The following is a 14,691-nucleotide window of genomic DNA, read 5'->3' as shown; positions in this document are numbered from 1 at the left end:
GTGTTCGTTTTTATTCAACGGGATCGAGGTTTCTATGCCTAAACAAAAATTGACTTGGCGCCATATCCTGCGCAGAGTGCTTTCACTGGTGTTCAGCCGGCTGGTGGTGACCGGCGTGCTGCTGCTGGTGCAGATCATCTGGCTGTTTGTGCTGTTCTACCGGTTGAGCGACTACGCCACCTGGATCAACGCGGTGGGGCTGGGCCTCAGCGTGGTGATGTGTCTGGCCCTCATCCGGCAGGATTCCACCGTGCCGGAATTTAAGATCAGTTGGATGATCCTTTTCACCGTTATGCCGGTGCAGGGCGGGCTGCTCTATCTGCTGTGGGGCGACAAGCGCCCCGCCATCCGGCTGCGCCGCCGTCTGGAACGGGCCGAGGCCCGGTTTGCCCCGCTGCGCACCGCTGACCCCACCGCCCAGGAAAAACTGGCCCGGCAGGACCCCCGCGCCGCCGAAACCGCCCGCTATGTGCGGGACTATGCCCCGGCGCCGGTCTTTGACGGCACCGCCGTGCGGTACTACCCCAGCGGCGAGGCCATGTTCGCCGATATGCTGCCTGCACTGCAAAGCGCCCAGCATAGCATCTACATCGAGAGCTTTATCGTCGGCATGGGAGAAATGTGGGGGCAGATCCACGAAATTTTGCGCCAAAAAGCCGCCGATGGGCTGGATGTGCGGGTCATCTACGACGACGCCGGCTGTCTGAGCCTGCTGCCCCGCAGCTACGACGACACCCTGCGGGCCGAGGGCATCCGGGCATTCTCTTTCAATCGCTTTGTGCCGCTGCTCAACTTGGTCATGAACAACCGGGACCACCGCAAGATCATGGTCATTGACGGGCGGATCGCGTTTACCGGCGGTGTCAATCTGGCCGACGAGTACATCAACAAACTGGTGCGGTTCGGCTACTGGAAGGACAGCGGCGTTCGGCTGGAAGGCCCCGCCGCCCGCAGCTTTGCCAATATCTTCCTGACTTTCTGGCAGGCCCACTATCCCAACGAAACCATCGATCTGGCTGCCGCCCTGCCCGGAGTGCCGCCCCAGCCCACCGACTGCTTGGTGCAGCCCTTTGCCGACAGCCCGGTGGACCGGGAATCGGTGGCCAAAAACGTCTATCTGGAACTGATCACCCAAGCCCAGAAAAACCTCTACATCTGCACGCCTTACCTGATTTTGGACAACGACCTGCTGACCGCCCTGCGGCTGGCTGCCAAGCGGGGCGTGGATGTGCGGATCTACACCCCCGGCATCCCCGACAAGCCCACCATCTATCTGCTGACCAAGAGCTACTTCCCGTCGCTGCTGCGGGCGGGGGTCAAGATCTACCGGTACGTGCCGGGGTTCCTCCACGCCAAAACGTGGCTGTGCGACGACCGGGTGGCGGCGGTGGGCACCGTCAATCTGGACTACCGCAGCCTCTACCTGCACTTTGAATGCAGCGCCCTGCTCTACGGCGGCAAGGTGCTGGCGGATATTCGGGCCGATATGGCGGCCATCGAGGCGGAAAGCGATGCCATTGCGTTGGAAGAGTGCCGCGCCGGCTTTTTGGGCACGATGCGCAGCGCCTTCCTGCGGTTGCTGGCGCCGCTGTGCTGAAAAAATTATACCGGGAAAAAAGTTGAAAACCGTCTGCGCCGGCGGACATGTGCCGACCGGCGCAGACACATACAGGGAAATAGGACGGCAAATTGTGTACGCTAGTGCGCGATTTGCCGTCCTATTTTGTCGAGGGGGATTTCAAGAGGGCTGCAAAGCCGCGCCGCAAGATGCGGGCACCGCAACCCGGTATATAGGTCTGTCAGGCACCGCCGTGCAGACCTGTTCCCCCTTTTGCAGTGTTTGCAGTCCCTTTTTTTGTGCTTCCAAAGGGGAGCGGGGGAATTTGTATCCAAAATCTATTGACAACTAACGGTTGTTGAACTAAGATGAAAACAACCAACAAAGTCGTGATAGAATGCAAACGAACCATAGCAATAAGGGAGGATACCGATGACCTACAAAGAAAAAGTGGAATGGCTGCGGCAATACCGGGCGGCGGTCAGCCGGGAGCGGCTGCTGGAGGGCGAGCTGGAAATGCTGCGCAGCGCTGCCGAGCGGGTGACCGCCTGCCTGACCGGTATGCCGGGGGCGGGACCTGACCCGGACCGCTTGCCCCGGGCGGTGGAAAGAATCGAAGAAACGCAGAAAAAGCTGGAAGAACAAATTGAGGATTGTGTGGAGTGCCGCTTTGCGGTGACCCACGTCATTGCGGGGGTAAAGGCCCCCGACGTGCAGGAGGTGCTGCGCCGCCGCTACATTTTGGGCCAAAGTTACGCCGACATTGCCGACGCCATGGGGGTGGTGCTGCGCCGGGTCTACCAGATCCACCGCGCCGGCGTGCTGGAAATGCCGATGGAAGAACTGATGGAAAAAACCCAAGAAAATGCTTCCTGATCTTTCCCAAGGTTTTCTCGAAATTTCCTTGCATTTCACAACCTAATGTAGTAACATGATACCGTCGAAACTCGCGACAGGGCATCCGCCCCGCCGCGGGTTTTTTGTTTGCCCACACCACAAAGGGGGGATGGATCATGCACGGGTAACACCCCCGGGCGCTGCGGACCGCGGCGCGGCGCCGGGGGAGCAAGCCACCACATTGCGGGAAAGGAGATTCTTTTGCAAAGCTATCTGGAACAAGCCTTTGGCAAACACGATGTCACATCGGCCAAGATGCGGGGGGCCCTGCGGGAATGGCTGGACCTGTACTACGGCGCGCCACGCCTCGGCGAGGACCCCGCCCCGCGGCTGGCCGCCCTCATCGTGGCCAAGCTCTGCCGCACCGTCTTTGCCGAGTACGACGCCCGGCTGGACGATGGGGCCGACGAACTCTTGCAGCGCAGTCTGGCAGCCCTCAACGCCGTGAGCAAAACGGCGGTGCAGTATGCCCTCATCGGCGGCGAGTGCCTGCTCAAGCCGGTGCTGACCGGCGACGCGCTGGATTTTGTGCCCATCCGGCGGGACTGCTATGTGCCCTTGGCCCGGGACGCCCACGGCCGGTTGCTGGCGGTGGGCACCATGGAATGTCACAGCCGGGGCGCGACCCGGTACGCCCTGCTGGAACGCCGGGTGGCCGGGCCGGAGGGCCTGACCATCGAGACCCGGCTCTTTGAGCTCAACGGGCAGGCGCTGGGCCGCTGCGTGCCGCTGTCCACGCTGGACGCCTGCGCCGACTTGGTGCCCCAGCTCTTCCTGCCCGGGGTGCCGGGGGTGGGGCTGGCGGTGCTGCGCACCCCGCTGGCCAACTGCGTGGACGGCAGCACCGACGCGGTGAGCATCTACGCCCCCGCCGTGGGGCTGCTCCATGCCTTGGCCCGGTGCGAGGAACAGCTCAACACCGAGTTCACCAACGGGGCGTCCCGGGTCTTCGCGTCGGAGGACCTGCTGCGCCCCGACGCCCAAGGCCGCCGCACCCTGCGGGACGACCTCTTTGTGGGGTTGCCCGACGACCCCGCCAACGTGGGGGTCACGGTGTACAGCCCGGCGCTGCGGGAACAGAGCTATCTGGCCCGCAAACAGGACCTGCTGCGGGGCTGCGAAAGCCTGCTGGGGCTGCGCCGGGGGATTCTGAGCGAGACCGAGGCGGAAGCCCAGCCCCGCACCGCCACCGAGGTCAACGCCACCGCCGTGGACTACGACCTGACCATCCGGGACCTGCAAGCCATGTGGCAGACCGGCGCCGCCGAGGCTCTGACCCTCTGCGAGGCGCTGGGGAGCCTCTACGGCCTGCGGGCCGCCGACACCGCCCCCGCCGCTTTGAGCATCGACTGGGGGGACGGGGTATTGTATGACCGGTCCCGGGTCTGGGCCGAACAGCGGGAACTGGTGGCCGACGGGCTGCTGCGCCCCGAACTGGCGCTGGCGTGGTACTACGGCCTGCCCCACGAGACCGAGGCCGATCTGCGCCGCATCCGAGAACGAATGATGCCGAAAGGAGGCAACACCTGATGCAGGAACCTGCAACCACCCCCGCGCCCTACGCCGCGGGTACCGGCAGCGTGCCGGTGACCCCTGACCGGGCCGCTTTTGACCGTATGGGCTACCGGGAACGGCTGGCCCTCAAGCGGGAGGACCCCGCCCAGTACGCCGCCCTGCGGGCCGAACCGTCCGCCGAGCACTGACACCCACTGATCACAGAAAGGAAACGCTATGGCTGATCTGAATACCAAACTGTCCGACCTCATCGATCCCGAAGTTATGGGCGACATGGTCTCGGCCCGCATCCCCAAAAAGCTGCGGGTCGCCCCCTTCGCCAAGATCGACGATACCCTCGCCGGCGTCCCCGGCGATACCATCACGGTGCCCGCCTACACCTACATCGGCGACGCCGACGACGTGGCCGAAGGCGGCGAGGTCGCCATCGAAAAGATGACCACCTCCACCCGCAAGGCCACCATCAAAAAGGCCATGAAGGGCATCGGCCTCACCGATGAAGCGGTGCTCTCCGGCTACGGCAACCCCGTGGGCGAAGCCAACACCCAGTTGGCCTTGGCCATCGCCGCCAAGATCGACAATGACTGCATGGATGCCCTGCTCACCGCCAGCCTGACCTACGACGGTTCCTCCGGCACCATCAACTACAACGGCATCGTGGATGCGGTGGACCTCTTCGAGGAGGAGATGGGCTGCTCCGACAAGGTCATGTTCATCCACCCTAAGCAGGTCACCCAGCTGCGCAAGAACGCCGACTTCATCAGCGCCGACAAATACCAGCCCGGGGTCACCCTCACCGGTGAGATCGGCATGATCGCCGGCTGCCGTCTGGTGCCCAGCAAAAAGGTGCCTCTCAGCGACGGCGTCTACACCTGCCCCATCGTCAAGCTGGAAGCCGACCCCGAGGTGGACGACGAGATCCCGGCTTTGACCATCTACCGCAAGCGGGACGTCAACATCGAGACGGAGCGCAAACCCAAGACCCGCACCACCGAGATCACCGCCGACGAGTTCTATGTGGCGGTGCTTTCCAACGAAGCCAAGGTGGTGCTGGCCAAGTTCAAGGAAGCGTAAGGGGGCCTGCCCATGCCCGATTACACCTTTTACCGGGAAATCTATCTGGGAGAGGACATCCCGGAAACGGACTTTCCCCGGTTTGTCCGGCGGGCGCAGGCAGAGCTGGCCCGAATGCGGGAGGTCTACGCCGTGGCGCCCCGGCCGGGGCTGGACCCCGACAACGCCGAGGCAATGGCCCTGTGCGCCGTGGCGGATGCCATGTATGAGTTCGCCCAAGAGGACGAGGCCCGGGGCCTGTCTGGCATGACGGTGGGCAGCGTCAGCGAGACCTACACCGCCCCGCCGGAACTTTGCGCCACTACTCTCAGCCTGCGGGCGGCCCACTACCGGCACGAGGCCGGTTACTATCTCCAGATCGGGCGGTGGCTGCCCCATGCGTAACCGCTCTCTGTATGCCCAGACCGTCACGGTCTACCACGGTGATGCCGCTGCCGGGCAGGTGGTGCGCACCGTGCTGCGCGGGGTGTTCTGGCAGCATGGCCGCCGCCGCACCCCCGGCGCCGACGGCACCACGGCGGGGGAGGTCCTGCTGTTGGTGGTGCCCGAAACTACCGCCCACTACGGTGCCGACTATACGCTGGAACCCGGCGACCGCCTCTGCCCCGGGGAAGGCCCGGACATCCCGTGGGCCGACTGGCCTGCCTTTGTGCCGGGTGCCCGGGCGGAGGTGGCGGTGATCCAGTATGTGCTGCCCATGTACCGGGGCGGCGCGCTGCACCATCTGGAAGCGGGCGCTTGGTGGACCGGCAGCGGCACCGGCGCCCACAGCCTGACCAATTAAGGAGGATACCCCCATGAAGGAAACCCTTTTGCCCGACCTGCTGGCCTTTTTGGCCAAGGCCCCGGCGCTGGCGGACCTCCCCCTGCGGGTGGAGGACGCCGGTCCCGCCCCCGGCACCGGCGGGCTGTGGCCCCGGGGCGTGACGGTCACCGCCCGCAAGGAGGACCTGCTGGGCGGGGTGACGCTGCGCTGTCAGGGGGAATTTTTGCTGCGGCTCTGCCTGCCGCTGCCCCCCGGCGACGATGCCCAAGCCCTGCGCAACGCCGGGCGGCTGCTGGCTTTGCAAAGCTGGGTGGCGGCCCAAAGCGCTGCCCACAGCCTGCCCTACTTCGGCACCGGCCTGCCCGAGGGCGAGACCTTGCGGGCGGTGGATGGCCGTCTGGAAAAGACCGACAGCGGCGGCACCGCCCGCTATACCCTCCGCCTGCTGGCGGAGTACACCGAAATCTATAAGGAGGAGACCCCATGAAGATCCAACGCAAATACATGGCCCACTACCTGAACGCGGCGTTCAGCGAACCCGAGGCCCACTACGTCCGGCTGGGCCGCGATTTGGAAGAATACGCCCCCGAACTGAGCGCCAACGTGGAGAAGAAGGCCAACATTCTGGGCCAGACCACCGTAGTCATCGACAGCTACCAGAAGCAGGGCGAAGTGACCCCCTACTACGCCGAGGACGGCGACCCGCTGTTTGAAAAACTGCAGGCCATCTTGGACGGCGATCTGGTGCTGGACGACCTGAAGACCGACATGGTGGAGGTCAAGCTCTGGGGCGACGAGGACGGCGCCTACCCCGCCGTCAAGGAGGAGTGCTACATCGAGATCGTCAGCTACGGCGGCGACACCACCGGCTACCAGATCCCCTTCAATGTACACTACACCGGCGTCAAGACCACCGGGACCTTCGACCCGTCCAGCAACACCTTCACCCCGGCGGGCTGACATTTCCCTGAAGGTGTCCGGGCCGTCGGCGCATGTCCGCCGGCCCGGACTTCAATTCATCTCTGTGCGGGGACGGCTGCGGCCGTCCCCGCTTCTTGTTATAGAAAGGATGGCCCATGAAACAACTGACCATTGACACCGGTGTGGAGGAATTTTCCGTCAATGGGCACGGCGTGCTGCGCTTCAACCCCGCCGACCCCAACCTCTACCACCGGTTTTTCGCCGCCGGTCCCGCCTTGGCGGCGCTGGACAAGGAACTGGAAGAAAAATCCGCCGCCCTGCCCGCCGACGGCCCCGACGCCGCCCAAGCGGGCTTTGCGCTGCTGGCTGACTACGACGCCCGCATCAAGGCGCTGCTGACCGATATTTTCGGGCCGGAAAATGACTTCGACGCGGTGCTGGGCGGGGTGAATCTGGCCGGGGTGGCCACCAACGGTCAGCGGGTGGTGCAAAACCTGCTGGAAGCCCTGACCCCCATCTTGCAGGAGGGCGCCCAGCGGCATCTGGACGCCAAGGCCGACGCTGCCGTAGCCGCCGCCGACGCGGCCCGGGCTGCCCGGGGCCGGGTATGACGGGGGCATGGGGCCTGCCCATGCAGGCGGTCATCGAGGACCGGGTCTATGAGATCCACACCGACTACCGGGACATTCTGGAACTGCTGCGCTGGCTGGACGGCACCGCCGCGCCGGAACTGGACCGGGGCGAGCGGTGGTATGTGGCCATGCGGCTCTTCTACCCCGATTTTGCCGCCATGCCCCGGTCGGACTGGTCCGCCGCCACCCGGTTCTTGACCGAGTTTCTGGCCGCGGGCCGCACCGAACCCCCGGCGCCCGGCCCCCGCCTGATGGACTGGCAGCAGGATGCGCCGCTGATTGCCGCGGGCATCAGCAAGGCCGCCGGGCAGGATGTGCGGGCGCTGCCCTACCTGCACTGGTGGAGCTTTATAAGCTGGTTCGACGCCATCGGGGAAGGCACCTTTGCTACGGTGGTGGCTTTGCGGGACAAGCTGCGCCGGGGCAAAAAGCTGGAGCCGTGGGAACTGGATTTCTACCGCACCCACCGCGCCGTGGTGGATCTGCGTCCCGCCCCCGACCCGGAGGCCGACGCCGAAAAACAGCGGCTGCTGGCGCGGCTGGGCGCTTAAACCCCGAAAGGAGGAACACCATTGGCACAAACCATTACCTTTGACGAGGTTTCCGAGCTGGCGTCGTCGGGGGGCAGCGTGGAACGGGCCTTGCAGTCCATGGCCGCCGCCCTGCAAAATCTGGGCGACGCGGGCGCCGAAGCCCGCAGCGTGCTGGACAGCCTGCGCAAAAGCCTGCAATCCACCGCCGCCCAAAGCGTCAAGAGCGCCCGCAGCCTTGCCAAATTTGACGAGATCAACCGGCTGGCCGCGCCGGAGACCGAGAAAACCACCGCCAAATCGTCGGGCAGCGGCAGCAAGAAAACCGCTGCCGAAACGCCGGACACCGAGGCACTGACCCCTTGGCAGCAGCTGCTGCAAACCCTGCAAGGGCTGTGGGCCCAGTTCTGGGCCTACCTGCAAAGCTACTACGCCCCGGCCATCGCCGCGTGGCAGGCTGCTTGGGCCGCCATGCAGGGGGCGGCTGCCGCCGTCTGGGAACCGCTGCGCACTGCCCTGCTGCAACTGTGGCAGGGAACGCTGGTGCCGTTGGGGCTGTATCTGGCCACCGAGTTTCTGCCCGGCGTGGTCAACAGCTTTTCCCAAGCCTTTGCCCCCATCGTGGGCGGGGCGGTGGCCACCGCCATCACGGTGCTGGGCAATACCTTTACGTGGCTCTGCGGGCTGGTCAGCGAAGCGGTGACCACCGTGGTGCAGCCCGCGCTGGCGCTGCTGCTCACCCTTTGGCAGGACCTGATGACCGGCATCCAGACCGCTTGGGCCAGCTACGGCCAACCCTTCTTGGATGGAGTGGTGCTGGCCTTCCAGAACTTTACCGACCTGCTGCAAACCCTCTGGGGCGGCACGGTGCAGCCGGTGCTCACCCAGCTCATTGACCAGTTGGGTGCCCTCTGGTCGGGCACCCTCAACCCCCTGTGGCAGCAGCTCACGCTGGCGCTGGGGGCGGTGATGAATCTGGTGCTCACCCTCTGGAACACCGTGCTGGCTCCGCTGGCCGCTTGGCTGGCCGCCACCTTCGCCCCGGTGTTTACGCAGGCCTTTGCGGGCATCTCCTCGGCGGTCACGCTGGCCGTCACCGTCATCGGCGGCGCCATCACCACCGCGCTGGCCGTGCTGCGGGGCCTGGCCGACTTTGTCAATGCGACCCTGCGGGGAGACTGGGACGCCGCGTGGAACGCCATGTCCCAGACCGTCCAGACCGTCTGGGATACCATCACCCGCACCATCAAAAACGCCGCCGACGCCCTGCTGCAAACCGTCACCAATCTGGCCGGGGCGGTGGGCTCGGCCTTGTCCGGCATCCTGTCCGCTCTCTCGGGGGTGGGCAGTGTGGCATCGGGGGTTTTCTCCGCCGCCGGCCAGTGGCTGACGGGGCGCAGCGCCGCACCCCAGATGATCTACGCCCAGAACCTGCCGGTCCCGGCGCTGGCTTCGGGGGCGGTCATCCCGCCCAACCGTGCCTTTTTGGCCCTGTTGGGCGACCAGCACAGCGGCACCAACATCGAGGCCCCGCTGGCCACCATCGAGCAGGCGGTGGCCGGGGTCATGGCCGACCTGCAGGCCGGGCAGATGGCGGGCTTTGAAACACTGGCCGCCCTGCTGCGGGAACTGGTGCAGGCCGTCTACGGCATCGAACTTACCGACGAGATGGTGGGCCGGGCCGCCCAGCGGTGGACACGGCGCAGCAACCTGCGGTTGGGAGGTGAACTGGTATGACCTTGACCTCCTTGTTTCAGATCGACGGACAGCCCCTCTACGCGCCGGACGCCGGGGTGGAACCCAGCTACGCCGATCTGGACTCCAGCGATTCCGGCCGGGATGCCTGCGGCGTCATGCACCGGGAGGTGGTTCGGGAAAAGGTGGCCACCTGGCCCTTTGCCTACACCGCCTTGACCGATGCCGAGTACGCCTATCTGGTGGGGCTCTTCGCGGGCAAGGCGACCTTCGCCTTTACTCACCCCAAGGCCGGTTCCTCCCGGGAGACGGTGACTACCACCTGCTATTGCAGCAATTACAGCATCGCGTGGCGCAGCGCCCGGGACGGCATCTGGCGCAACCTGAAATTTAACATCATTGAGTGCTGAAAAGGAGGCAGCTATGACCCAATATCAGCTTGTGCTGCCCGACGGCACCGAACTTTCGGCGGGCACGCCGGGACAAAACGCCCTGCGCAGCCTGCAATGGACCCACACCGTCAACGCCGGGACCGACCTGACCCCCGGTTCGGCCTGCGCCGATTCCTTGGAAGCGGAACTCTGGGTGGAACCGGGGAACAGCCCCGGCATCACCGCAGGGCAGGAGGTGACCCTGTTCCGGGTGGTGGACGGCGGAGAACCGGAACAACTGGGTGTCTTTGTGGCTGAAACCCCGGTGCGGGGCAAACGCAACCTCTACCAACTGACGGCCTACGACCGGATGATCTGTACCGAGCAGGACCTGTCGCCCCAACTGCGGGACTGGCAGGGGGATTTCCCCATGACGCTGGCAACGCTGGTCCAGCGGGTGGCGGCGGCCTGCGGCGTGCCGCTGGCGGGGTCGCTGCCCCGCAACGGAGACTATCCGGTGCAGGCCTTCTACGCCGACAGCCTGACCGGGCGGCAGCTACTGCAATGGGCGGCGCAGGCGGCGGGGTGTTTTGTACACTGCAACGCCGACGGCGCGCTGGCCTTTGGTTGGTACACCGACCGGCGGGGGCAGTATAGTCTGGGACCCGGCGCCGGGCAGGACGAAGCGCTGGGCGCCGTGGAAGCCTACCGGCAGGATGGGCTGGCCTACGAGGACTACGAGACCGCCCCCATCGACAAGGTGCAGATCCGCCAGAGCGACGCCGACGTGGGGGTGATCTACCCCGCCGACGAGACCGGCACCAACACGCTGGTGGTGCAGGGCAACCTGCTGCTCACCGCCCTGACCGACGAAGCCCTGCGCCCGGTGGCCCAAGCCCTCTACGAAGCGGCGGCTGCCTGGCCGGTCTACACCCCCTGTACGGTAAGCGCCTTTGCGGGCAGCGGGGCGACGGCGGGGGAGCTGCTCTATGTCATGACCCCCGGCGGGCGGCGGCTGCAAACCTACCTGATGAACGCCGTCTGCACGGCGGGGGAGACCCGGCTGGAATCCACCGGCAATGCCCGGCGGGACAGTGTGGCTGCGGTGAACAGCGGACGGCTGAACCTGACCGGTAAACTGCTGGAGATGAAAGCCACCATCGACGGGCTGACCGTCAAGGCCAGCGATCTGGCGGGCAATTACAGCGAATTGCAGCAGTCGGTGGACAGCCTGACGCTGGGCGTCACGGCGGTGGAACAGTACCGGGACCTGATCGGGAACACCCCTTGGACCGAACCCCACGGGGACGCGGTGCCCGACGGCACCGAACTGACCCTGACCGGCGGCACCGACGAGGCATGGGCCTCGCTGTATGTGCCGGAGGAAAACCTGCAAGGATTGGCGGGCAAACAGGTGCGCGTCACGCTGGAATACCAAGTCCAGCAGGCGGTGGGCGGCGCAGTCTGCCGCAATGTGCTGTGGTATGTCTACAAGACCGCGTCGGGCGGCGGGTACTATGTGAACACCATCACCACCGGCGCCGAGGTGGAAGCCTCCGACGAGTGGAAGAAGGTCAGTTGGCAGACCACCCTCAAGGAGGACATCGTCACCAAACTGCAGATGACCGCCACGCTGGGCGCAGGCGGCCACGGCGTGGTGCGGTTCCGCAATCTGACCTTCGAGGTGGCCGACGGGGTGCAAAGTTCGGTGTCCCTGAGCAAGGACGGCGTGCAGATCAGCACCGCCCGGCTGGGGGATTACGCCACCGCCGCCGACTACACCGCCCTGCGGCTGGAACAAAACGAACTCTCCCTGACCGTTGTGAAAGAGGGGGAGGTCCGCAGCCGGTTTGCCGCCGACGATACCAGCGTGACGATCGAGAGCGGCACCATCACCTTTGCGGCCAACACGCTGGTGGTGGACAGCGAAAACTTCCAGCTCCGGCAGGACGGCACCGTGCAGATCACCGGGACCTTTACCTCGGACACCGGCACCGACCGGGCCTACATCGGTTCGGGACAGTTGCATCTTGAACGGCAGACCAACGACGGCATCTGGCGGCCCACCCTCTACGGGTTCAGCGACGGCTCCAACGCGGCCATCGGCCACCTGTACATCTACGGCCCGGCGGCTGCGGGCAATCAGGTGCCTATGGCCAACCTGAGCAGCAGCTTCGGCGGCGGGGAATTCTACCTGTACAACAGCAACGGCGGGTTTATGTTTCAGGTCACCCCCGATGTGGACACCGGCGCCCCCTACCTGTCGCTGAACAACAAGAGCGGCGCCGCGGTGGGCAGTTGGCGGATGGACACCGACGGTCGCGGCCACCTGACCACCCCCATCGTGGAGCTGGAAAAGCTCAAAGCGGACGGCACCACCTACACCGCCCAGTGGGTGTATATAAGCAGTCTGGGCCGCTATGTGCTCTGCGCCAAATAAACAAAGGAGGAACACCCATGACCGATGATGAACGCATTCAGGCGCTGCAAACCTCTGTGGTGCAGGCGGTGAACGCATCCAACCTGCCCTTGGGCGTCAAGGCACTGGTGCTGGAAAACGCCTGGCTCAAGATCGCAGCGGCGATGCAGCCGCCCCGGCAGGACGCCGATGCGCATCCTCAAGAGTAAAGGAGCTGGCATGAAAACAGTAGAACTCAATGGCTATCAAGCCGTAGCCCGGGACGGGTATCTGCGGCTGGGCACCCAAGGCAGCTACGGTACCGAGCAACTGCAAATCTTGCCCGGCGAAGGCTGGCAGGACTTGCAGATCACCGCCACCTTTGTGACGCCCCAAGGCGCCACCCGCATGGCGGTGCCCGCCACCGGCCTGCTGGACGTACCGCCCCAAGCCACCGCCGCTGCCCTGACCCCCGCGGCTCCCGGCAAGATCGTCTTTGCCGGGACGGCCCAAGGGGTGCAGCGCATCACCACCGACCTGCCCTATCTGGTGTCGGGCCACGGGGCGGTGGAGGGGCAGGACCCCGCCCCCACCCCCAGCGTCTGGGAACAGTATGTCACCCAGCTTACGGCGGTGGTGGATGCCGCCGTGCCCCCTGCGGGCAGCCCCGGGCAGGTCTTGACCAAGACCGAGGACGGCAACGTCTGGACCTATCCTTCCGGCGGCGGTGGCGGCGGAAGCTACACCATCGGCGCCGGGCTCAAACTGGACCCCGAGAGCAACATCCTCTCGGTGGATACCGCCGACGCCGTGGAACAGGACAATACCCGCCCGGTGACTTCGGCGGCGGTGTTTACCACGGTGGGCAATATCGATGCCCTGCTGGCCACGATCTAAGGAGGTTTTTTGATGAGCATTCAAACCGAAATCACCCGCATCCAGTCCGCCCGCAACACCCTGCGGGCCAAGGCAGTGGAATTGAACCTGTCCGCCGGCACCGAGAAGCTGGACGAACTGGCCGCCGACTTTGACGGCATTGTGAACCAAGGTTCGGTGACCGCGCAGGTCAAGGAGGGCGAGACCTACACCATCCCCAAGGGCTACCACGACGGCACCGGCACGGTGTCCGGCGTGGCGGGCGGCGGCAGCTACACCTTGCAAAGCAAGACCGTCACCCCCACCAAAAAGCCCCAGCAGACCACCCCCGACGAGGGGTACTACGGCTTGTCCGACGTGACGGTGCAGGCCATCCCCGACGCCTATCAGGACGTGACTTCGGTCACCGCCACCGAACCCGACCTGTTGGCCGGTAAGGTCTTTGTGGACAGCACCGGCGCCGTCAAGACCGGTACCATGCCCAACAACGGCGCCGTCACCAAGGTGCTGGATGCTTCCGCCCCCAGCTACACCATCCCCCAAGGCTGCCACAGCGGCAGCGGTACGGTGTCCATCGTGCCGGAAAGCAAATCCGTCACCCCCACCACCGCCCCCCAGACCGTGCAGCCCACCGCAGGGAAGGTACTTACCACCGTCACGGTGGACGCCATCCCGGCGGAGTACATCCCCACCACTGATGCCGACGCCACCGCCGCCGACCTGCTGGCCGGCAAGACCGCCTATGTGGCGGGAAGCAAGCTCACCGGCACCATGGCCAACAACGGCGCTATGGATGCTTCGCTGGACGGCCTGACCGTCACCAGCAAAGTCATTCCGGCGGGCTATACCAGCGGCGGCACCGTCAGCCTGAGCGGTGACATTGAAGCGGCGCTGGCCGCCATCTGAGAGGAGGCGGAACGATGAGTATTCAGACGGAACTGGACCGGCTGCAAACCGCTAAGGCCGATCTGAAAACCGCCCTTCAGGACAAGGGGGTGGCGGTGCCGGACGCCACCACGCTGGATGGCTACGGCGCACTGGTGGCGCAGATCACCGCCGGCGGAGACCCGTGGCAGGTGGTACAAGCCGTTTCACTGCCCAAGACCCCGCCCACCGTGGAGGGCGCGGCTGTCTATGCGCCGCCGGCAGCCAACTACGGGTATCTCTCTGTGGAGGTGCCCGAGGGACGGACCGCCATCGAGATTTCCCAGTTTTGGGGCGGTTTTCTCAACTACGCGGTGCTGGCGCTGACCAAGGAAGTGTTTTATGGCAACTTCAGCCCCTTTTCGATGTATAGCCGGCAAGGGCAGACGGTGGTATTGCAGATCAATGTGACCGATGTGAACGAGATCTATTACCGCGTCACCGATGTGCCGTTTTGAGCGCGGAAAGGGGGAGCGTGCGGATGTTTGATGCGATTGATGTGAGCAAATGGCAGGGAACTGTCGACTGGGCTGC

General features: G+C 65.2%; 18 protein-coding genes. All 18 read left to right on the top strand.

Annotated elements, in window-relative coordinates; genetic code table 11:
* Positions 1–34: 34 nt before the first annotated feature.
* The 18 genes from cls (at position 35) to Q0526_RS11170 (ending at position 14,615) form a co-directional block, all read left to right on the top strand.
* Positions 35–1,597, top strand: a complete 1,563-nt coding sequence (gene cls / locus Q0526_RS11255) for a cardiolipin synthase (RefSeq protein WP_298733617.1) — start codon at positions 35–37, stop codon at positions 1,595–1,597.
* A 393-nt stretch (positions 1,598–1,990) separates the two neighbouring features.
* Positions 1,991–2,434 carry a hypothetical protein gene (locus Q0526_RS11250; protein ID WP_298733613.1) on the top strand — a complete coding sequence of 148 codons (444 nt, stop codon included), beginning with the start codon at positions 1,991–1,993 and terminating at the stop codon, positions 2,432–2,434.
* A 222-nt stretch (positions 2,435–2,656) separates the two neighbouring features.
* Entirely contained in the window at positions 2,657–3,985 is a 1,329-nt protein-coding gene (locus Q0526_RS11245; RefSeq protein ID WP_298733611.1) for a hypothetical protein, read from the top strand.
* On the top strand, positions 3,985–4,158 hold the full coding sequence (locus Q0526_RS11240; RefSeq protein ID WP_298733609.1) for a hypothetical protein: 174 nt from the start codon (positions 3,985–3,987) through the stop codon (positions 4,156–4,158). The genes Q0526_RS11245 and Q0526_RS11240 overlap by 1 nt, the downstream gene beginning before the upstream one ends.
* 28 nt (positions 4,159–4,186) lie before the next feature.
* The gene (locus Q0526_RS11235) at positions 4,187–5,044 is read left to right on the top strand and encodes a N4-gp56 family major capsid protein (protein ID WP_298733607.1); all 858 of its coding nucleotides are present in this window, start codon (positions 4,187–4,189) and stop codon (positions 5,042–5,044) included.
* 12 nt (positions 5,045–5,056) lie between these two features.
* Entirely contained in the window at positions 5,057–5,428 is a 372-nt protein-coding gene (locus Q0526_RS11230) for a hypothetical protein (protein ID WP_298733604.1), read from the top strand.
* Positions 5,421–5,828, top strand: coding sequence for a hypothetical protein (locus tag Q0526_RS11225; RefSeq protein WP_298733602.1), 408 nt, complete (start codon positions 5,421–5,423; stop codon positions 5,826–5,828). The genes Q0526_RS11230 and Q0526_RS11225 overlap by 8 nt, the downstream gene beginning before the upstream one ends.
* Positions 5,829–5,841: 13 nt before the next feature.
* The gene (locus tag Q0526_RS11220) at positions 5,842–6,297 is read left to right on the top strand and encodes a hypothetical protein (RefSeq protein ID WP_298733600.1); all 456 of its coding nucleotides are present in this window, start codon (positions 5,842–5,844) and stop codon (positions 6,295–6,297) included.
* Entirely contained in the window at positions 6,294–6,770 is a 477-nt protein-coding gene (locus Q0526_RS11215) for a hypothetical protein (RefSeq protein WP_298733598.1), read from the top strand. The genes Q0526_RS11220 and Q0526_RS11215 overlap by 4 nt, the downstream gene beginning before the upstream one ends.
* 116 nt (positions 6,771–6,886) lie before the next feature.
* Positions 6,887–7,342 (top strand): hypothetical protein, encoded by a 456-nt coding sequence (locus Q0526_RS11210; protein ID WP_298733596.1) that lies wholly within the window; start codon positions 6,887–6,889, stop codon positions 7,340–7,342.
* Positions 7,339–7,914, top strand: a complete 576-nt coding sequence (locus tag Q0526_RS11205; RefSeq protein WP_298733594.1) for a Gp15 family bacteriophage protein — start codon at positions 7,339–7,341, stop codon at positions 7,912–7,914. The genes Q0526_RS11210 and Q0526_RS11205 overlap by 4 nt, the downstream gene beginning before the upstream one ends.
* 21 nt (positions 7,915–7,935) lie before the next feature.
* A complete protein-coding gene (locus Q0526_RS11200) occupies positions 7,936–9,630 on the top strand; it encodes a hypothetical protein (RefSeq protein WP_298733592.1) in 1,695 nt (564 codons plus the stop codon).
* Positions 9,627–9,998, top strand: a complete 372-nt coding sequence (locus Q0526_RS11195) for a hypothetical protein (RefSeq protein ID WP_298733589.1) — start codon at positions 9,627–9,629, stop codon at positions 9,996–9,998. Before Q0526_RS11200 ends, Q0526_RS11195 begins: the two co-directional genes overlap by 4 nt.
* A 13-nt stretch (positions 9,999–10,011) precedes the next feature.
* A complete protein-coding gene (locus Q0526_RS11190; RefSeq protein ID WP_298733587.1) occupies positions 10,012–12,399 on the top strand; it encodes a hypothetical protein in 2,388 nt (795 codons plus the stop codon).
* A 17-nt stretch (positions 12,400–12,416) separates the two neighbouring features.
* Positions 12,417–12,587, top strand: a complete 171-nt coding sequence (locus Q0526_RS11185) for a hypothetical protein (protein WP_298733585.1) — start codon at positions 12,417–12,419, stop codon at positions 12,585–12,587.
* A 10-nt stretch (positions 12,588–12,597) separates the two neighbouring features.
* On the top strand, positions 12,598–13,254 hold the full coding sequence (locus Q0526_RS11180) for a hypothetical protein (RefSeq protein ID WP_298733583.1): 657 nt from the start codon (positions 12,598–12,600) through the stop codon (positions 13,252–13,254).
* 12 nt (positions 13,255–13,266) lie between these two features.
* Positions 13,267–14,139: a hypothetical protein gene (locus tag Q0526_RS11175; RefSeq protein ID WP_298733581.1), complete on the top strand. Its 873-nt coding sequence runs from the start codon at positions 13,267–13,269 to the stop codon at positions 14,137–14,139.
* Positions 14,140–14,153: 14 nt separating this feature from the next.
* Positions 14,154–14,615, top strand: a complete 462-nt coding sequence (locus Q0526_RS11170) for a hypothetical protein (protein ID WP_298733579.1) — start codon at positions 14,154–14,156, stop codon at positions 14,613–14,615.
* The last annotated feature ends 76 nt before the right edge of the window (positions 14,616–14,691 follow it).

It is taken from the genome of uncultured Subdoligranulum sp. (assembly GCF_937890665.1).
Note: the sequence above shows the minus strand (reverse complement) of the source record. Positions and strands in the feature narration are given on the sequence as shown.